General features: G+C 64.2%; 15 protein-coding genes. 6 read left to right on the forward strand and 9 right to left on the reverse strand.

Annotated features, from left to right (window positions below; genetic code table 11):
• Window positions 1-38 precede the first annotated feature (38 nt).
• A complete protein-coding gene (locus HALLA_RS10745; RefSeq protein WP_049953344.1) occupies window positions 39-398 on the reverse strand; it encodes a DUF7344 domain-containing protein in 360 nt (119 codons plus the stop codon).
• 160 nt (window positions 399-558) lie between these two features.
• Between HALLA_RS10745 and HALLA_RS10750 the strand changes: the two genes are divergently transcribed.
• The 3 genes from HALLA_RS10750 to HALLA_RS10760 all read left to right on the forward strand — a co-directional run bounded on the left by HALLA_RS10750 (window position 559) and on the right by HALLA_RS10760 (window position 3,720).
• Entirely contained in the window at window positions 559-1,548 is a 990-nt protein-coding gene (locus HALLA_RS10750) for an NAD-dependent epimerase/dehydratase family protein (protein WP_049953345.1), read from the forward strand.
• A 207-nt stretch (window positions 1,549-1,755) separates the two neighbouring features.
• Window positions 1,756-2,541: an FkbM family methyltransferase gene (locus tag HALLA_RS10755; protein ID WP_049953346.1), complete on the forward strand. Its 786-nt coding sequence runs from the start codon at window positions 1,756-1,758 to the stop codon at window positions 2,539-2,541.
• 117 nt (window positions 2,542-2,658) lie between these two features.
• Window positions 2,659-3,720: an NAD(P)-dependent glycerol-1-phosphate dehydrogenase gene (locus HALLA_RS10760; protein WP_049953347.1), complete on the forward strand. Its 1,062-nt coding sequence runs from the start codon at window positions 2,659-2,661 to the stop codon at window positions 3,718-3,720.
• A gap of 38 nt (window positions 3,721-3,758) precedes the next feature.
• Here HALLA_RS10760 and HALLA_RS10765 read toward each other — a convergent pair whose 3' ends face one another.
• The gene (locus HALLA_RS10765) at window positions 3,759-5,669 is read right to left on the reverse strand and encodes a S9 family peptidase (protein ID WP_049953348.1); all 1,911 of its coding nucleotides are present in this window, start codon (window positions 5,667-5,669) and stop codon (window positions 3,759-3,761) included.
• A 235-nt stretch (window positions 5,670-5,904) separates the two neighbouring features.
• On the opposite strand from HALLA_RS10765, the gene HALLA_RS10770 reads away from it, so the two are divergent.
• Window positions 5,905-6,567 carry a hypothetical protein gene (locus HALLA_RS10770; RefSeq protein WP_049953349.1) on the forward strand — a complete coding sequence of 221 codons (663 nt, stop codon included), beginning with the start codon at window positions 5,905-5,907 and terminating at the stop codon, window positions 6,565-6,567.
• A gap of 230 nt (window positions 6,568-6,797) precedes the next feature.
• A complete protein-coding gene (locus tag HALLA_RS10775; RefSeq protein ID WP_049953350.1) occupies window positions 6,798-7,859 on the forward strand; it encodes a glycosyltransferase family 4 protein in 1,062 nt (353 codons plus the stop codon).
• Window positions 7,860-7,907: 48 nt separating this feature from the next.
• Here the strand turns inward: HALLA_RS10775 and HALLA_RS21070 are convergent, their stop codons facing one another.
• From HALLA_RS21070 to folP, 4 genes are all read right to left on the reverse strand, one after another.
• Window positions 7,908-8,078, reverse strand: a complete 171-nt coding sequence (locus tag HALLA_RS21070) for a hypothetical protein (protein WP_169732132.1) — start codon at window positions 8,076-8,078, stop codon at window positions 7,908-7,910.
• Between the two features lie 71 nt (window positions 8,079-8,149).
• The gene (trpB, locus tag HALLA_RS10780) at window positions 8,150-9,301 is read right to left on the reverse strand and encodes a tryptophan synthase subunit beta (RefSeq protein ID WP_049953351.1); all 1,152 of its coding nucleotides are present in this window, start codon (window positions 9,299-9,301) and stop codon (window positions 8,150-8,152) included.
• 86 nt (window positions 9,302-9,387) lie between these two features.
• Window positions 9,388-10,218 carry a hypothetical protein gene (locus tag HALLA_RS10785; RefSeq protein WP_049953352.1) on the reverse strand — a complete coding sequence of 277 codons (831 nt, stop codon included), beginning with the start codon at window positions 10,216-10,218 and terminating at the stop codon, window positions 9,388-9,390.
• A gap of 83 nt (window positions 10,219-10,301) precedes the next feature.
• Window positions 10,302-12,833, reverse strand: coding sequence for a dihydropteroate synthase (gene folP / locus HALLA_RS10790; RefSeq protein ID WP_049953353.1), 2,532 nt, complete (start codon window positions 12,831-12,833; stop codon window positions 10,302-10,304).
• 179 nt (window positions 12,834-13,012) lie between these two features.
• Here folP and HALLA_RS10795 point away from each other — a divergent pair, with 179 nt between their 5' ends.
• Window positions 13,013-13,273: a hypothetical protein gene (locus HALLA_RS10795; protein ID WP_049953354.1), complete on the forward strand. Its 261-nt coding sequence runs from the start codon at window positions 13,013-13,015 to the stop codon at window positions 13,271-13,273.
• Between the two features lie 165 nt (window positions 13,274-13,438).
• On the opposite strand, the gene HALLA_RS10800 is transcribed toward HALLA_RS10795, so the two are convergent.
• The 3 genes from HALLA_RS10800 to HALLA_RS10810 form a co-directional block, all read right to left on the reverse strand.
• Window positions 13,439-15,019, reverse strand: a complete 1,581-nt coding sequence (locus tag HALLA_RS10800) for an acetolactate synthase large subunit (RefSeq protein WP_049953355.1) — start codon at window positions 15,017-15,019, stop codon at window positions 13,439-13,441.
• Window positions 15,020-15,100: 81 nt separating this feature from the next.
• A complete protein-coding gene (gene carB / locus HALLA_RS10805) occupies window positions 15,101-18,280 on the reverse strand; it encodes a carbamoyl-phosphate synthase large subunit (RefSeq protein ID WP_049953356.1) in 3,180 nt (1,059 codons plus the stop codon).
• A 432-nt stretch (window positions 18,281-18,712) separates the two neighbouring features.
• Window positions 18,713-19,246: a DUF5815 family protein gene (locus tag HALLA_RS10810; RefSeq protein WP_049954088.1), complete on the reverse strand. Its 534-nt coding sequence runs from the start codon at window positions 19,244-19,246 to the stop codon at window positions 18,713-18,715.
• Window positions 19,247-19,628: the final 382 nt, after the last annotated feature.

Below are 19,628 nucleotides of genomic sequence, written 5' to 3' on the forward strand. Positions count from 1 at the left end.
CCGACTCGACCACTACTATTCGAGACACCAACCAGATACTACGATTCGAGTCGACTCGAGACGAATCCGAGGAGTGCTTCGACCCGGTCGTGAGAGCGGTACCTGACGGTCCCGGTTCGGCTGTCGTACTCGATAACGCCGGCATCGGCTAACTGCGGGAGATGTGTATGATGGAGTTCGGCTCGAGTAACCCGCTGTTCGTCCGTTCGCGGAGCCGGCGGGTCGGTCTCCGCTCTCGGAGTCGACTGAGCGCCCCTCTCAGTCGCGACGCCGGTGAGATCCTCGACCGCGATGACGCTATCGTTTTCGCGAAGCTGGCGGAGGATGGTTCGCCGTCGCGGGTCAGCGACCAAACGAAGTATGGTCTCGGTCGAGATAGTCTGTGTGTTGGTAGTCATAGGAGATCCGACCATGTTCAGACGGGACATTCACTCGCAGGAACATGGATGTGTATTTTCGTCTCCACTGCAGAAACCAGTGGCGTTAACCCGAATCCTCACACCTCCTCGTCCGGCGGTCTTCACTACCGTTTTCCCGATGACCGTCCTCGGATAACCCATGGAACGCGCATTCGTTATCGGCGGCACCCGATTTATCGGCCGTCACCTCGTCGAGGAGCTACTCGAGTACGAGTACGACGTGACGATATTCACCCGCGGGAACCACGACGACCCGTTCGCGGACGACGACCGGGTTACCCACCGCGAGGGTGACCGGACGAACGATTCGGCCCTCGAGGCCGCCGCCGCGGCCGTCGACCCCGACGCCGTCTTCGATTGCGTCGCCTACCACCCGAAGGACGTGCGCGCGGCGACGCGACTGTTCGCCGACGCCGACGCGTACGTCTACGTCTCGAGCGGCGCAGCCTACGGGAGCGAGGAGACTCCAAAGCGGGAGGGCGAGACGGCCCTCGAGCCCTGCACGACCGACCAGGAGACCGACGACTCGGGCGAAACGTACGGGAACCGAAAGGCCGAGGGCGACCGAGCGGTGTTCGCGGCCGCCGACCGCGGGGTCAACGCCATGTCCGTCAGACCCTGCATCGTCTACGGCCCGCACGATTACACCGAACGACTGGACTTCTGGATCGACCGCGTGAACCGGTACGATCGGATACTCGTCCCCGGCGACGGGACGAACGTCTGGCATCGGGCTTACGTCGAAGACGTCGCCAGCGCGCTGCGGATCGTCGCCGAGCGCGGGGAGCCGGGCGAAGCCTACAACGTCGGCGACCGACGACTCGTCACCCTCGAGGAATCGATCGACCTGCTCGCGTCGGCGCTGGAGACGTCGATCGAAGTCGTCGACGCGGGCCACCGCGAACTCGAGGCCGGCGGGCTCGAACCCGACGAGTTCCCCTTCTATCGGTCCTATCCCCACGTCCTTTCGACGGCGAAACTCGCCGGGCTGGGCTGGGAGTCGACGCCGCTTTCGACCGCCATCGATCGGTCGGTCGCCGACCACCTCGAGAGCGACCGCGACGGGGCAGAACACGATCCGGGCAGGGAATCGGAAGAACGCGTCCTCGGGATCCTCGAGACGATGTGATGGATTCAGAACGGCGAGATGTGACTTAACAGCGACATAATCGTCTCAGATGCGGAAAGAACGAATCGAACGGGTGTGGCGACAACGGGGCGCAACAATGGGCATCGAGACTGTAGTAGACAGTTTACGCACACGCAATTCACTTAGCAGAATAGTAATGGAACTGATACGAAAAGACTTATTACGATATTTGGTCGTGTCCCGACCATGGTAACGCCGATCAATCGCGCCGTCGACATTTATCGCGACGACGGCATCACGGCGCTCTCGATCAAAGCGCTCCGGAGCCTTCGCGGACGAGCGACGTTAGCCTACTGGCGGTTTCGGGGATCCCGAACCTTCGAATTCGACGGAGTTGAAGCAACGTTCGACACCCAGGGTCGCGCCGCCCGATCGCTGCAGATCTTCGATAGCGGGGAGCGGAAGATGGTCAGGGACCTGCTCTCGGAACTCGAGGAAGACGACGTGTTCTGGGATATCGGCGCGCACATCGGGTTTCACTCGAGTTTCGCCGGCCAGCGGGCCCGACGCGTCGAAGCGTTCGAGCCGACGCCCGGCACCGCCCGACAGGCCGGAAAGCACCTCGAGCGAAACGGCGTCGACGCGACGGTACACGAGTACGCGATGTGGGACGCCGACGAAACGCTCACGCTCGACCCCGACAGCGCCGCAACCGACGGCGAATCGGTGACGGTGCCAGCCCACAGGGGCGACACGCTCGTCGACGACGGGTTGGCCCAGCCGAACGTCGTAAAGATCGACGTGGAAGGTGCGGAGCCGCGCGTGGTCGACGGGATGGCCGAAACGCTGGCCGACGATCGGTGTCGGACCGTCTACTGTGAGATACACCGGCCGGCGGAGACCCGCCCGTCGGTCGAGGACCACGGCTCCTCGGTCGAGCAGTTCCTCGAGTCGCTTCGGGACCTCGGATTCACCGTCGAGACGATCGAGGATCGAGGGCTGGACCTCCACGTCAAGGGAACCAAAGCGTGAGTTCCGGGACGATGGGGTGTGTGGCCGCCCGATAGTCGACACGGTCCGATAAGATCCAGTCACGGAGCCCGTTCGCGACGAGAACGCCTTTATATCGCGGCCGCCCTCCACAGAGATATGTTCGATAAGTCGACGTGGATTCGCCTGCCGCGAAACGTCGTCGTCGGCAAGGGTGTTCGCTCGCAGTTTCTCGAGGTCGTCGACGACCTCCACCTCCGGGGTCGACCGCTGTTCGTAACGAGTCCGACGCCGCGATCGATCGCGGCCGATCCGATCGCCGCCGATTTCGAGGCGGCGGGGATCGATCCGGCCATCGTGACCGTCGAGCGAGCGAGCTTCGAGGCCGTCGAGGAAGTCATCGAGACGGCCGAAGCCGAGGAGGTAGCCTATCTCGTCGGCATCGGCGGCGGGAAGGCGATCGACATCGCGAAGATGGCCAGCCACCACCTCGAGATGGGGTTTTGCTCGGTGCCGACGGCGGCGAGCCACGACGGCATCGTCAGCAATCGCGGCTCGGTGCCGGACGGCGATACGCGCCACAGCGTCGCCGCGGAGCCGCCGCTCGCGGTCGTCGCCGACACCGAACTCCTCGCGGACGCCCCCTGGGAACTCACGACCGCCGGTTGTGCGGACATCATCTCGAACTACACCGCCGTGATGGACTGGCGGCTCGCCAACCGGCTCAAGAACGTCGAGTACTCCGGCTTCGCCGCCGCGCTGGCGGAGATGACCGCCGAAATACTCGTCGACAACGCCGATCATGTCCGCCCCGGCCTTGAGGAATCGGCCTGGATCGTCACCAAGGCGCTCGTCTCCTCGGGCGTGGCGATGTCCATCGCCGGCTCCTCGAGACCGGCAAGCGGTGCCGAGCACCTCTTTTCGCACCAACTCGACCGGCTCGCGCCCGGGGCCGCCCTCCACGGCCACCAGGTCGGCGTCGGCTCGATCATGACCGCCTACCTCCACGACGGGGAGCACGGCATCTGGCAGGACATCAGGGATGCGCTCGACAGCATCGACGCACCGACGACCGCGGCCGAACTCGGCATCGACGACGAGACCGTCCTCGAGGCGCTGACGACCTGTCACGCGATTCGTGACCGATACACCATCCTCGGCGATGGGATGAACGAGGAAGCCGCTCGAGAGGTCGCCACGACGACCGGCGTCATCTCCTGACGCGGTTCCACCGAAAAGACTCGAGGGAATAACCGAAGCTATACGTGCTCGTCGAGGAAGTCTGCGATTTCGGCGTAGGCCTCGATCCGATTGTCGAGTTTCGAGAAGCCGTGGCCTTCGTCGTCGAAGATCAGTTTTCGAACGGGAACGCCCTGTTCTCGAGCCTGTTCGACGATCTGCTCGGCTTCGCCCACCGGCACGCGAGGGTCGTTCTCGCCGTGGAGGACGAAAAGCGGTGCCTCGAGCGACTCGACGTTGTTGATGGGCGAGATTTCCGCTAAGAACTCGCGGTTGTCGGCGAGCGAGCCGTACTCCGCCTCCCGGAGTTTCCGCCGCCAGTCGCCGGTGTTCTCGAGGAAGGTGACGAAGTTGGCGATGCCGACGACGTCGACGCCGGCCGCCCAGAGGTCGGGGTACTCCGTTAGCGCAGCGAGCACCATGAACCCGCCGTAGGAGCCGCCCTTGCACGCGATCCGATCCGGATCGATAGCCGGGTGGTCCTGCAACCACTCGACGCAGGCGCGGATGTCGGCGACCGAGTCCATGCGCTTTTCGACGTCGTCGAGGCTCGCGTACTCGCTGCCGTAGCCCGCGGAGCCGCGGACGTTGGGTTCGAAGTAGGCGTAGCCGCGGTTCAGGAAGTACTGCTTGACGCTCGAGAACGACGGCCGACGCTGGCTCTCGGGCCCGCCGTGGATGTCGACGATGACCGGCGTCGCCCCCTCTTCGGTCGATTCGGGGAGCGTGAGATAGCCCGGCACCTCCAACTCGTCGAAGCTCTCGACGTGTTCGATCGTCGATTCGCGGAAGCTTTCGCGGGGGATGCCGGCCGTCGGTGCCGCCGTCCACCGTTCCGCCTCGCCAGTCTCGAGATCGACGACGAAGACGTTCGTGTTGATCGTATCGCCGGACGTCGAGACGGCAAACCGCTCCGCGTCGGGGCCGAAACTCACGCCGCCGGCGATGCCGCCCGGCAGGTCCGGTTCGGGAAACGTCTCGAAGGTGGTCGGCGCGTCGGGATCGAACTCGCCGACGGTGAGGTCGGTGTAGCCTTCGACATTTCGAGAGTAGACGAACCGACCCGTCTCGTCGTCGACCGCGATACCGTCGACGTTCCACTCGCCGCCCGATGCAACCGTCTCGAGGGACTTCGTCTCGAGGTCCAGATACGCGAGCTCGAGCGTGTCGGACTCGCAGTCCGTGACCAGGTAGAGTCCCGGGCTCTCCTCGCCATCAGGGGGTATCGGGGCCCAGCTCGCGCTCTGGTATCGAACGTCGCCCTCGTGGGGCGTGAGGTGCTCGAGGTCGGTCGAGTCGGGGTCTATCGACTCGAGGTCGGTGACTCCGCCGTCGCCCTGCTCGAGATCGAGCACGTAGAGGTCCTGATCGAAGTTCGAGTAGGCCTTCGAGACGAGCAGCTTCGAGTCGTCGGGGCTCCAGCCCGAGAGGGTGAGCCAGCCGTCGCCTTCAAAAACGAGCGTCGCGTCGGCGGGAGACGACGACTCTCGAGCGGTCGAATTTTGTCCGTCGGCGTCGCCCTCCGCACGCCGCTGGACGTACACGTCGAAAACGGACTCATCGCGGCGGTTCGAGGTGAACGCGAACCACTCGCCGTCGTGGCTCCAGCCGCCCCACCGGTGTTTCGAGTCCGGGTGCTGCGTCTGGTTCTCGATGACGCCGGTTTCGGCGTCGAGTCGGAACAGTTGGGCGCGTTCGTTGCCCCCTTCGTCCATCCCGAAGATCAACTCGGACCGTTCGGGCGACCACGACGCGAAGCTCACCTGTTCGTCCGTAAACGTTCGCTGCTCGGGCCAGGAAAGCGGTTCCTCGAGCGTCCAGACCTGCGGGACGCCGGTCGTGTTCATCAGAAACGAGAGGGATTCGCCGTCGGGGCCGAACGACGCGCCGTAGGCGCTTCGGACGTTGAGATAGCGTTCGATATCGTACATCGGGTACGTCGAATAACTCGGGACGGACCGGTAACCGTTTCCCCTCGAGACAGTATCGCGTGCTGTGGCGAACTCCTCTGTAGGTCCGGCCTAGGCCCGTCCCGCCGAGAGCAACGGTCGCTGTCGCGGGGAACGCGGGCGTCTACTCGGCTGCGAGCGGGCCAAGACCGGGAGTTGTGGGCGGCGGTGTTGGGGAGTGGTTAACGAAATACAGGAATACAGAACGGTACGGACGATGGCAGACGAGGCCGAGTCCGGCGACGGAGAACAGTTCGTTCCAGTCACGACGGTCGTCCTCACGGTGCTGGTCGTCCTCGTCGCGTTCGGTCTGACGGTCGCAGTGGTCGGCCCGGGATTTTTCGACGGGGATACGGCCGGCGACAATGATCCGGAGTCACTCGGCGACCTCGAGGGATCGTCGGATGTCAATTCGACCGATAGCGGGGCGGGAAGCGACGGAAACTCGTCCGATGACGAATCGAACGAGAGCAGTGATGAACCAATAGACGCGATAGGAAATGAGTCCGACGAGGAGGAGGGACCGCCCGAGGAAGATAGCATCTCCGACGAGACGGAAGAGGAACCGGACGAGGAAGATGAGAGTGAAGAAGAAAACGACGAAGAAGACGACGAGGAAGGTGACGACGCGGAAAGTGATGGTGAAGAACCTGATACCGAGGATGGAGAAGACGACGAGACGGACGAAAGTGATGGCGACGGGGATGGGACGAGCGAATCAGACACGGACGACGACAGTGAAGAAGACGACGCTGACAGCGACGATACCGAAGCGGAGGATGAAGACGACGCCGATGACGACGAGGAAGCCAGCCCGCTCGACGACCTCGACGAGTTCATCGACGAAACGATAGAGGACTCGAGGTCCGACGACGAGTGACGTGAGTATCTGCCGCGGCCACCGCGTTCAGTCGTGATTCTGTCGACTACCGCGGACAGCCCAGATCGGCTTGAAACAGAGATGTCGCGCGTGTTCTCGAACGAGCACTCCTCGAGGCGAACGACTCCCAACGGTCGAATCTATACGACCTACCCATCCAGTAACCTCGACGGCCCATCCGTCCAGTAACTTAGGTGATTTTTTAATCCGGGGCTACGTCCCGACGGCATATGCACGTCGCGTTCGTCTCGTTCGAAACGCTCGAGCATCGAGAGACCGAGACGAACCGGCGGTTTCGCGACGTCGTCGAGGGACACCGAGACGGCGGACACGACGTCCACGTCTTCTGTGCGCAGTTTTGGGCCGGCGAGGCGTCGGTCCACGAACGCGAGGACATTACCTATCACGCCGTCTCCTCGGGTCTCGAGGCGCGTTCGTCCTTTCTGCTTCGGTTGCCGTTCGTCCTCGCCTCGGCTCGACCGGATATCATCCACGCGAACGCGCGACCACCGGGGCAGGTGATCGCCGCCAACTGGGGTTCGAGGCTAGCTCGCTGCCCGTTCGTCCTCGAGTGGTACGGCGACGACGGGGTCGCCGAGGACAGGGTCACCCGGTGGGCGACGAGCCAGCCCGACCGGATCGTGACTCCCTCGGAACTCGTCGGCACCTGGGTACAAGAGATCGGTGCCGAAACCGAGCAGGTGACGCCGATTCCGAACCAGATCGACATCGAGCGGATTCGAAACGTTTCGCCGGCCGAACAGATCGAGGTGGTCTACGCCCGTCGGCTCGACGAGGGTGCGAACCTAGAGAGCCTGCTGCTCGCGCTGGCGGAGATTCGCCAGCGGGGCTGGAAGGCGGTCGTCATCGGCGACGGTCCCGAACGCGGACGCTACGAGGGGTTGGCAAGCGACCTTCGGATCGACGACCGGGTTCGGTTCGCCGGCGAACTCCCCCGCGAGGAACGGATCGCCGTCTACCGGGGCGCACACGTCTTCGCTCAGACCGCCGAACGCTGTGTCTTTCCGACGGAGATGCTCTGGGCGCTCGCCTCGGGCTGTGTCGGGATCGTCGAGTATCACGCCGACTCGAGCGCGCACGAACTCGTCGAGGGCTGGGACCGTGGCTTTCGGACCACCAGCGAACAGGAGCTAACGAACGCCATCATCGACGCGGGCGACCTCGAGTACCGCGACTACGACGACCGATTCGCCACGTTCGACCGGAGTGCGGTCAGCGACCGCTACCTCGAACTCTACCGGACGCTTCAGGACCAATCCGGTGTGTTGTAAGGTATTGACTGCCTTTACAGAATTACACAGAGAAAGTAACGCAGGACGTTACAGCCCCCGTATCAGCGACCAGACGAGCGCACCGCCAAGGACGAGAAAAAGTCCGACACCGACCAGGAGGATGAGGGACGGAAGAAGGGGCCACACGAGGATACCGAGGACGGCGACCAGCAGGACGATGACGATGTTGAGACGGCGGACGATTGCATCTTCGACCATTATTCACAGGGTTCGTGTAGTCCGATAAATAGGTTGGGCACTCACCGACAGTCATGCGGTCAGACGACTGATCAGAGATCGAACTTCTCGGCTGCGGTTTCCATGTCCTTGTCTCCGCGTCCCGAGAGGTTGACGAGGATGCGCTCGTGGTCGGTCTCCTCGGCCAGTTGAATCGCTCGAGCGAGGCCGTGGCTCGACTCGAGGGCCGGGATGATCCCTTCCGTTTCGCTGAGTTCCCTGAACGCGGCGAGAGCCGCGTCGTCGGTGACCCCGCTGTACTCACAGCGGCCGACGGCGCGGAACATGGCGTGTTCGGGACCGACGCCGGGGTAGTCGAGCCCTGCCGAGACGGAGTGGACCTCGACGTCCTCGTCGATGACGCGGGTTTTCATCCCGTGGATGACGTCGTCCGCCCCGCTCGAGAGCGGTGCCGCGTGGCGACTCGAGTCCGATCCCTCGCCGCCGCCTTCGGCCCCGTAGAAGTCGACGGGATCGTCGCGGAAGGCGTGAAAGAGCCCGATGGCGTTCGAGCCGCCGCCGACGCAGGCGACCGCGGCGTCGGGTAGTTCGCCCGTCCGTTCGACGAACTGCTCGCGAGCCTCCCGGCCGATGACGCTCTGGAAGTCCCGAACCATCCGCGGGAACGGGTCCGGACCGACGACGCTACCGACGAGGTAGTGCGTGTCGTCGACGTTCCGAGCGAAGTCCTCGAGCGCGGCGTCGACGGCGTCGGCCAGCCCTTCGCCCCCGCGGGTCACTTCGTTGACCTCGGCCCCCATCAGTCGCATCCGGAAGACGTTCATCTCCTGGCGTTCGACGTCCTTTTTCCCCATGTAGATCTCCGTCTCGAGGTCGAGCAGGGCGCCGACCATCGCCGTCGCGGTGCCGTGCTGGCCGGCGCCGGTTTCGGCGATCAGGCGATCCCTGCCGGCGCGTTTCGCCAGCAGCGCCTGTCCGAGTGCGTTGTTGATCTTGTGTGCGCCGCCGTGGAGCAAATCCTCGCGTTTGAGGTAGATCTCGGTGCCGTAGCGCTCGCTCAGGTTGCTCGCGTAATACAGCGGCGTCGGCCGCCCGGCGAACTCCTCGAGCAGGGCGCGCAACTTGGCCTGAAACTCGTCGCTCGTTCCGATCTCGTCGTACGCGGCCGCGAGTTGCTCGAGGGGCTCCTCGAGCGGTTCGGGGACGTGTCGACCGCCGTATCCGTCGAAATCTCCGGAAGACATCTCTACCCGCCAGTTGTGACCTCATCGTAATGTATGTTTGTGATAGTTGCCGACCGGAGTGGAAAAACGGCTCTCGAGTGCGGGACTTACCGGTCGTCTTCGTCGTCTTCCGAGTCGACGGCGCGTTCGGCAGTTCCGTCGATCTCATCACCGGCATCGGCGTGCGGTTCCTCGTTCTCACCGTCGGCATCGGCGCGAGGTTCGTCCGGCGTGTCGGCTCGCATGTGGGAAGCGTCTTCGTCGACGGTTGTCTCGGGTTCGGTCCCCTCCGTCTGCGACGGCTGGGCTTGTTCTGGATCCGGTCCGGTCGCTTCGGCGGGCTCTTCCGCGAGCGCCGAGTCCGAAACGTCGATCCCGACGGCGTCGTCGTCCGTACCCCGCCGCGGATCGCTCTCGCCTTCGACCCCCGGACGGGAGTGAGATAGCTCGTCGGTGTCCTCGGAGAAGTCGACGTCCGAATTGGGGTCGTCGTTCCGCGACGCGCCGAGTTCTGCGTCGGCGCTCACGTCGCCGTCCTCGTCGGTCTGGGCCGTTCGACCGAGATCGTGACGCTCGGCTGCAGTGTGTGCCTCATCAGACAGCGCTTTCCCGTCCGTTTCGTTCGCCGCCGTTTCGTCACCTCCTCGACGATCGAGGGCCCGTTCGATCGCCGTTCCATCGCGGTTCCGTCGCTGGTACTGGCCGAGTTTGAGGAGTCCGCCGCCCAGGGCGAGCTGTCCGATCGCCCGAAACCTGCCTCGAGCGATAGAACGAACGCCCGCCAGAAGGAACGCGCCACCGCCCGCAAGCGCCAGCGAGCCGTCGCTCGCACCCGTCCGAATGAGCGCTTCGAGCCCCGATCGGTCGGTATCGTTGTCGCCATCGTTCGTCTCGAGACCCAGTTCGTCCTTGGCGTTGGAAAGAGAATCCTCAGTCATTGTATTCGATAGCGGGGAGAGCCCGCATCGACGGGGCTACTCGCTCGAGACGGTTGAAAGGTGGGCCGGCAGGTGACTACGGGCTACCACTCGAGGTCGTCGTCGACCACCAGATCAGGATTCGACGTGGCGAGTGCCGTCTTCACCGCGGCGACGGTTTCGGGCACGTCGTGGACGCGGACGATGTCGGCACCCCGATCGGCCGCGAGCGCGCTCGCCGCGACCGTCGGAACGAACCGGTCCTCTGACTCGTCGGTGATCGAATCGAACATCGACTTGTGGGAGTGGCCGATGAGGATCGGCGAGCCGAGCGCCCGAAACTCGTCGGTTCGGCGCAAGATTTCGAACCCGTCTCGAGGCGACTTGCCGAATCCGAGCCCCGGATCGACGATGATCTGCTCGCGGTCGAGACCCGCTTTCTCGGCGAGCAACACGAGTTCCGCGAGTTCGTCGATCACGTCCTCGACGACGTCGTCGTAGTCGATATCCCGGTCCGGTACGACGGGCGCGTCGATGCTGTGCATCACGATCAGCGGCGCGTCGTACTCGGCGGCGACGAACCGCATCTCGGGATCCTCGAGCCCCGAGACGTCGTTCAGGATGTCCGCGCCGGCCTCGAGGGCGGCTTCGGCGACGCCCGCCTTGCGCGTGTCGATCGAGATGAGCACGTCGTCGGCGAGCGAGCGCTCCTCGAGTCGTTCGACGACCGGGACGACGCGATCGATCTCCTCCTCGATCGAGACCGGGTCGGCACCGGGACGAGTGGATTCCCCGCCGATGTCGATCACGTCGACGCCGGCCTCGATCATCGCCTCGGCGCGGGCCACGGCATCCGCTACGTCGCCGTACTCGCCGCCGTCGTGGAAGCTATCGGGCGTCACGTTCAGGATTCCCATCACGGCCGTTCGATCCCGCCACGGATACGCTCGGTCGGGTTCCGACCTGCCGATATCGAGCGTCTCGCGCAGTTCGCGAGCCACCTCGGCCAACCCGTAGGGCTGGGCCTCGAGTTTGTCGGTCAGGCGCTTGAACTGCGCGAGCGTCCCCATCAGGACGGCGTCGGTTCGCTCGTCCTCGCGCTGTAAGCCCGAGAGGGCACACTCGCCGCCGAGGCTCAGAAGCTCCTGTTTCAGGTACGAAGCCTGTCTGTACTGCAGGTTCGTCTTGACGACGCGGTGGACGGCCTTCCCGCGCATCCGGTAGACGCCCTTTTCGGTGACGTCGGCTCCCTCGAGCGTTTCGCGGGCGTCCTCGAGCGACTGGATTCGCTTTGGGACGTCGGTCGAGGTCCATCGAGACCGGGCCTCGGCGACCGCAAAGAGCGAGCCGGTGACGACCACCGCGTCATCGTCGCCCGCTCGCTCGAGCGCGCTCGAGAGGGCGTCCTGCACGGCCGAGTCCGTGTGAACGTCGTCAGCATCGACGCCGGCATCGGCGAAGACTTCCGCGAGGACCGCCCGGTCTTCGGCCCGGTCCACTGTCGGTTCGCAGGCGACGACCGAGTCGGGCGTCGGCAGCGCGGCGGCCATCTCGCGGTGGTCCTTGTCGTGCATCGCGCCGAACACGAGGTGGAGGTCGTCGTATTCGTACGTCGAGAGGGTTTCGGCGACCCGCTCGCACGCGCCGGGGTTGTGCGCGCCGTCGAGGACGATCAGCGGGTCGGTATCGAGCACCTCGAACCGGCCGGGCCAGTGGGCGTTTCGCAAGCCTCGCACGAGTTCGGCGTCGGTCACGTCCGCCACCTGTCGGGCGAGCGCCGCCGCGATCCCCGCGTTTTCGGCCTGGTGTTCGCCCGGCAGCGGAATCCGCGTCTCGAGGGTCCAGTCGTTGCCGACGAGTTCGATTTCGGCTTCGACGTGGTTCGCCCGACCGTTGTAGGTAACTCGAACGTCCGGCTGGGCCACGGACGACGATCGGTCACTCGGCTGACGATCACCCGCCCCGTGCTCGAGCGTCTCGCCGTCGGTCCCGACGGTCAGCACGTCGCCCGCAACCGAACGAATCGCCTCGAGCGTCTCGTCGGTCACGCCGGTCACGAGCGGCGCGTCCGTCGGTGCGACGTGTGCCTTGTCGTGAGCGATCTCCGCTTTCGTCTCGCCGATGATGCCGGTGTGCTCGAGGCTGACGCTCGTCACGGCGCTGGCGACCGGATCGACGACGCTCGTCGCATCGAACTTGCCGCCGATACCGACCTCGAGGACCGCGACGTCGACTTCTTCCTGGCCGAAATACCAGAGTGCGAGCCCGGTCATCGTCTCGAAAAAGGTCGGGGACTCGCCGTCGGCTCCGCGTTCGGTGACGTAGTCGCGAGTCGATTCGACGAACGAGCAAACCGCAGCGCGGGGAATCTTGCGGCCGTCGACGCGAACGCGCTCGCGCAGGTCCTCGAGATGCGGTGAGGTGTAGAGTCCGACCGAGAGACCGGCTTCGCGAAGCGTTCGCTCTAACATTCGCGCGGTCGACCCCTTGCCGTTCGAGCCCGCGATCTGGACGAAATCGACGCCCTCGTGCGGGTTCTCGAGGTGGGCCAGGAGGTCGGCCGTCGACTCCGTCCCCGGTTTCGGACGGAACCGCCGCAGACTAAAGAGGAAATCCGCCGCCTCGTGATACTCCATATCTGATCCACAGAGTCCGTCCGCTTTAGGGTTGCGAACGGTCCTGGCCGCGGCTTCGACCTGTCGTCGAGCGGGCTCGTTCGGATCGACTGATGGTCAGGCACACCCGACGTTCGGACTTTCTTACTGTTTACTGATAGGGAAAACTTATGATGTGCTGTTCGAATTTGTCCCAGTGTATGACACAGCGACTAACGATCGGCGGCAGCGAAACGCCGTCAAACTTCGAGATCACCGTGGATGGAACGATCGAACCGACCACTGAGGACCCCTTCGAAGACGCGATCATCGCGTCGGGAACGACCGTCGAAGGAGCCGTCGACTCCGAGCACCTCGAGTTCCAGTTCTCCGGGGACGTAACGGACATCACCCTCACGGGCGAGCAACCGGACGTCGAAATCGACGGCGAGGCGGTCGATCCGGGCGAATACGTCGCATAATCGAATCAGGGAACGGAGTGAGTCGAAAGGGGGTTGCTGGATCGACAGCGGATGTTGGATCGACAGAGGGTATTGAATCAGCGGATTCGTTAGTTCGACAGGGTTCGGTGGATCGCCGGTTTGGGCGTGTCCGTGTATCGATCGTTCGCCCGTCGCCGAGGCTCGTCAATCGAGTTGGATCGCCAGTAGCGTGAGTTCGTCGGACGGAATCGCCTCGTCGAACGCTCGTTCGATTTCGTCCCACGTCTCGGGACGGGAGGCGTCGATTCCGAACGATTCGGCGAACGCGACGAACTCCGGATTCGTGAGCGTCGTCCCGAAGTGCTCGCCGCGTGTCGCACGCTGCTGGGCGGAGATCAACCCGTAATCGTCGTCGACGAACACGACGACCGTGAACGAACACTCGAGTCGGGTCGCCGTCTCGAGTTCCGCGGCGTTCATCAGGAAACCGCCGTCGCCGGTGCCAGCGACGACGTTCGCGTCGACCGCGAGGTCGGCGGCGAGCGCTCCCGGAACCGCGATTCCCATGCTCGCCAGTCCGTTCGAAACGATGCAGGTATTCGGTTCGTAGGTCGGGAACCCGCGGGCGATTTTCATCTTGTGCGTGCCAACGTCGGAGACGAGCACGTCCTCGTCGGCCATCGCCTCGCGCAACAACGGAAGGACGTTTTCGACGGTGATCGGATCGTCGTCGGTCGGATCCGCCGTCGCCGCCTCGAGGATCCGATCGTGGGCGTCTTCACACCACAACGAACACGCGTCGGCGGCGACTCGATCCGCGATCGCGGCGAGCGACGCACCGGTGTCGGCGACGATCTCCACGTCGGGCGTGTAGTGACGATACACCTCCGCGGGCTCGATATCGACGTGAACGATCGACTTCTCGAGATCCGGGTTCCAGCCGGCGGGGTCGTGTTCGGCGATATCGTACCCGACCGCGACCACGCAATCGGCCCGCTCGATGGCCGTCGCGGCTTCGCCGTTCGGCCCCGAATCGAGCGTCATCAGCGACGCGGCGTGCCGGTCGGAAATCGCGCCCTTCCCCATGTACGTCGCGACGACGGGAATCTCGAGCCGATCGACGAGCGCGCGGATGCTGTCGGAGCTACGCGTTCGAACCGCTCCGTTGCCGGCGAGGACGATCGGGCGCGCTGCGGATTCGATCAGCGTCGCGGCCCGTTCGACCGATTCGTCGTCGGGATCCGGACGCCGAACCCGTTCGCGACCCGAGATCGGTGTGGATTCGATCTCCTCGCGGGCAATGTCTTCCGGAAACTCGAGGTGGGTCGCTCCCGGCTTCTCGTACTCCGCGAGCTTGAACGCTTTGCGCACCGACTCCGGGACGGTTTCGGGGTCCGAAATCTGCGTATTCCACGTGACGATCGGCTCGAACACGTCGACCACGTCGAGGGCCTGATGGCTCTCCTTGTGTAACCGCTCACGATCGCCCTGGCCAGTGATCGCGACGACGGGACTCTTGTCCAGTTGTGCGTCGGCGACACCGGTGATGAGGTTCGTCGCGCCGGGGCCGAGCGTCGACAAACAGACGCCGGCCTCGCCGGTCAACCGGCCGTGAACGTCGGCCATAAACGCCGCGCCCTGCTCGTGGCGCGTCGGAACGAAATCGATCTCGGAATCCCGGAGCGAGAACAGCAGGTCTTCGATCTCTTCGCCCGGCAGACCAAACACGCGGTCGACCCCCTCGGCCTCGAGGCAGGTGACGAGCAGATCGGATGCTGTCGGCATGGGCGTCGCTCCGCGCTCTCGGCGTATTAGTCTACAGCCTGCAGCGGCTACGACGAACGCGAGAAAGGGAGAAGCGATCGGCTACTCGTCGGCTCCCCAGCGAGCGGCGCGTTTCGGTCGGTCGGAGACCGTCTCGACCTCGAGGTTGCCGCCTGCCGACTCGAGTCCCTCGACGTACGCTTCCGCGCTGGCTTCCGTCGAGAGGTACGGAATCTCTTCTTCGACGGCCATCTCGAGCGAATCGCGGTCGCGGCTGACGACGAAGTCGACCTTCCCTTCGCGGATGGCCTGTGGAACGTCGTCGAACTCGGCGATTTCGAAGTGTGCTTCGAAGCCGTCGATATCGAAGTCGACGACGGCGGTTCCCTCGCTGACCGCGTTGTGGGACGCCTGCTGGGCCTTCCAGTAGGCCGTGCCGAACTCGCTTGCCGTTCCCATCACTTCGCCGGTCGACTTCATCTCCGGGCCGAGACGCGGGTCCGATCCCGGCAGGCGGTCGAACGGTAGGACGACCTCCTTGATGGAGGTGTGTTCGGGGATCTGCTCCTCGACGCCGAGGCTCTCTAAGGTCTCGCCGGCCATCACCTTCGCGGCGAGTTTGGCGATCGGAACGCCGGTCGCCTTCGAGACGAACGGCACGGTGCGCGAGGAGCGCGGGTTGGCCTCGAGCACGTACACCTCGCCGTCCTGGACGGCGAGCTGGACGTTCATCAGACCGCGAGTCTTGAGCGCCGTCGCGATGTCCTCGGTCACCTCGCGGACGCGCTCTAAGGTGTCCTCCTCGAGCGAGCGCGGCGGGATCATACAGGCGGAGTCGCCCGAGTGGACGCCCGCGCTCTCGACGTGTTCCATGATGCCGCCGATGAGCACCGAGCGGCCGTCGGAGACGGCGTCCACGTCGAGTTCGACCGCGTCCTCTAAGAACTCGTCAACGAGGATCGGTTTGTCCGGCGCGACGCGAACCGCTTCCTCGATGTACTCCTCGAGTTCGGCGTCGTCGTGGACGACTTCCATCGCGCGGCCGCCGAGCACGTAGCTCGGGCGGACGAGGACGGGGTAGCCGATATCGTGGGCCAGCTCGAGGGCTTCGTCCTTCGAAGTGGCCGTCCCGCCGTCGGGCTGGGCGACGCCCATCTCGTCCATCAGCGCGTTGAAGCGGTCGCGGTCCTCCGCGAGGTCCATCGCCTCGACGCTGGTTCCCATGACGTCACAGTCGAGGCCGCGGCGTTCGATCTCGTCGTGGAGCGGTTCGCCGATGTTGACCGAAGTCTGGCCGCCGAACTGGATCATGACGCCGTCGGCGTCCGCCGCCTCCGCCACGTCGGCGACCTCCTCGGCCGTGATCGGCTCGAAGAAGAGGCCGTCGGAAGTGTCGTAGTCGGTCGAGACGGTTTCGGGGTTGTTGTTGACGACGTGCGCGTCGATGCCGAGCTCTCTCAACGCGCGAACCGCGTGGACCGAGCAGTAGTCGAACTCGACGCCCTGCCCGATGCGGATCGGCCCGCCGCCGACGACGATGATGCTCTCGATGTCGCGGTCGACCTCGAGTTCGCCCGCGGCGGCGTCGCCGACGAGCGGCCCCTTGTCGAACTCGGACTTGCGCGCCGAGTAGTAGTACGGCGTTTCGGCCTCGAACTCGCCGGCGCAGGTGTCGACCTGCTTGTACGTGCGGCCGGGCACGTCGGTCTCGACGGTATCGACGGTCGAGCCCGTCGTCGCGGCGATCGAGGTGTTCGTGTGGCCCGCGATGGCGGCTTCGGTGAAGTCGCCGTTCTGTGCGGCTCGCATCGACTCGGCGATGCGCTGATAGCGTTCGGTGTACCACTCGAAAATTCCCGTGAGTTCGACGACTTCGTCGACGGTGTAGCCGCGTTCGAAGGCCTCGAACATCGCGTACGGTCGGTCGGGCGACGGGCGCTCGAGGTAGTGATCCTCGAGTTCCGCGTCGTCCACGTCGGCCCAGTCGACGTCGGGTTCGTACTCCGAGGAGCGAAGCGCCTTGAGCAGGCTCTCCTCGAAGGTGCGGCCGATGGCCATCGCCTCGCCGGTCGACTTCATCGCGGTCGTCAGTTCGAAGTCGACGTCGTCGAACTTGTCCTTGGGCCAGCGCGGGACTTTGGTGACGACGTAGTCGATCGCCGGCTCGAACGCGGCGGTCGTCTCGCCCGTGATCTCGTTTTGGATCTCGTGGAGGCGCTTGCCGAGCGCGACCTTCGCGGTCACGCGAGCGATCGGGTACCCCGTCGCCTTGGAGGCCAGGGCGGAGGAACGGGAGACGCGCGGGTTGACCTCGACGACGCGGTACTCGCCGCCGGGGGTGCCGTCGTCGTGCCAGGCGAACTGGATGTTACAGCCGCCCTGAATGCCGAGTTCGCGGATCACGTCGAGCGCGGCGGTGCGCATCTCCTGGTGGCCCTCGTCGGGGACGATCTGCGAGGGCGTGACGACCGTCGACTCCCCGGTGTGGATGCCCATCGGGTCGATGTTCTCCATGTTGCAGATGATGATACACGAATCGTCGGCGTCGCGCATCACCTCGTACTCGTACTCGACCCAGCCCGCGATGGACTCGGTGATCAGCACCTCGCTGTTTCTCGAGAGGCGAAGCCCCTTGCGGACGCGAGCGAGGAGTTCGTCGAACTCGTGGACGACGCCCGAGCCCGACCCCCCGAGCGTGTAGGTGGTGCGTGCGATAACGGGAAGGCCGCCGACCTCGTCGACGGCCGCCTGCACGCGGTCCTCGAGGTCCTCCTCGGTCAGTTCCGAGACGGACTCGTCCTCGTCGAGGGAGATCGTCGTCGAGGCCGGAACCGGCTGGCCGATCTTCTCCATGCGCTGGCGGAACAGATCGCGGTCCTCGGTCGCGTAGATCGTCTCGAGCGGCGTCCCCATGATCTCGACGTCGTGTTCCTCTAAGACGCCCTCCTCGGCGAGTTCGGCGGTGACGTTCAGCCCGGTCTGACCACCCAGCCCGGCGATGACACCGTCGGGGTTTTCCGCCTCGATGATCTCGGCGATGGCGTCGGTCGTGATCGGCTCGATGTAGACGCGATCCGCCATCTCCGGATCGGTCATGATCGTCGCCGGATTCGAGTTCACGAGAACGACTCGAGCGCCTTCTTCCTGTAAGGCCCGGCAGGCCTGCGCGCCGGAGTAGTCGAACTCCGCCGCCTGCCCGATCTGAATCGGGCCGCTGCCGATCAGCAGGATCGTGCGCTCCTCGTCTGTGGTCTCGCCCCCGCTCTGATTGTCCGTACTCATTGGTCTTGTTCGTCCGAAGTTCGTACATCGTAATAAGCCCCACGAAACAGTACGATTCTCGAAATCGAATTTCGAATTTCGAACCTACTCGATTTCGAGGTCGCTCGAACGTACTCGAGTCGCGGGTGGCGCGCGCTCATGCAGGGTGAGCGGACAGCGAACCGTGCAGAAAGATGTGCGAGGGATGAGTGAGCGAACTCGTGAGCGAGGGAATCGGTTGGGGAGGGTGTGGAAATCCGTGTTGCCAGTGTTCGTGGCGTACTCGAGTACTGTCCCTTCGAGCGGTGGCCCTTCGGTCCAGTATTCTCAAGTTCAGTAGGGTCGGATTCGTTCCAACTGATTCAGCACTGATTAGGCAGTATAGAGTCTATTCTTCGCCGGACAGTACGCAGTCTCTTTTCCCTACGAGAATCCGATTACCTGTGTCTATACTCACAGCGCCTGATCGTGCTCGGTCTCGAACTCCCGGGCCTCCCGGTACTCCTCGACGAACGCCTCGACGTCGAACTCGAGCAGCTGCCGTTCGAACTGCGAAATCGCCTGATCGTCACCGGCGTGGCTCATCGCGTGGTCCATGAGTTCGACGACCAGTTCGACGACGATCTCGTGCAGCCGTCTCGAGTCGAAGTCCGTGACCCAGACCAGCGTGTAGCCGACGCTGCCGTCGTCGGCCGCGTCGTAGGAGGCAACCTGTTCTGGGAACTCCTCCATGGTCACGCCGAGCAAGTGCGGCGTGCCGAAACTGTCGAAGTCGTCGGCAGTCTCGATGGTCTCCTCGAGCACCGCGACGAACGATTCGGGGAAAAATCGTGAGGGGGGATGGACGTCCGTCACGACGGCGTGGGTCTCGCCGCAGGAACAGCTGTATTCGCGCATCCCCAGATCGATCTCTCGCGGGTCGATTTCGGTGCCGCAGGGAAGCTCGAAACTACCGATATCGTCACCCGGAACGCGGGGTGTAGCCATTGTGCCACGTTCGACCGGCGCGGGGATAAGCGCGACGCCTCGAGGCGAGAGCGGTGACGAGTCGAACCCGAGGGAATCGTCGCTCAAAACGCGCGAAACGGTCCCTTTGAAACCAACAACGACTGAGAGATGTGGTTCTCCCTACGATCAATATAATCAGTATAGACGAGCCTTTGAGCGCTGTCTCTTTCAATAAATCCGGCGCGTGACGAATACGAGAATTCCGACGACGAGGAGACCGATACCCCAATAGAAGGACGGATACGGGAGATACGCGAGTAAGAGTGTAACGACACCTGACGTGATGAGTGACCAGCCAATCGTCGTCCGAAATGCCATACACGAACTGTTATTCGCTCTCTACGTAAAGATAATGCCTGCT

This window comes from Halostagnicola larsenii XH-48, assembly GCF_000517625.1.
Taxonomy (GTDB): domain Archaea; phylum Halobacteriota; class Halobacteria; order Halobacteriales; family Natrialbaceae; genus Halostagnicola; species Halostagnicola larsenii.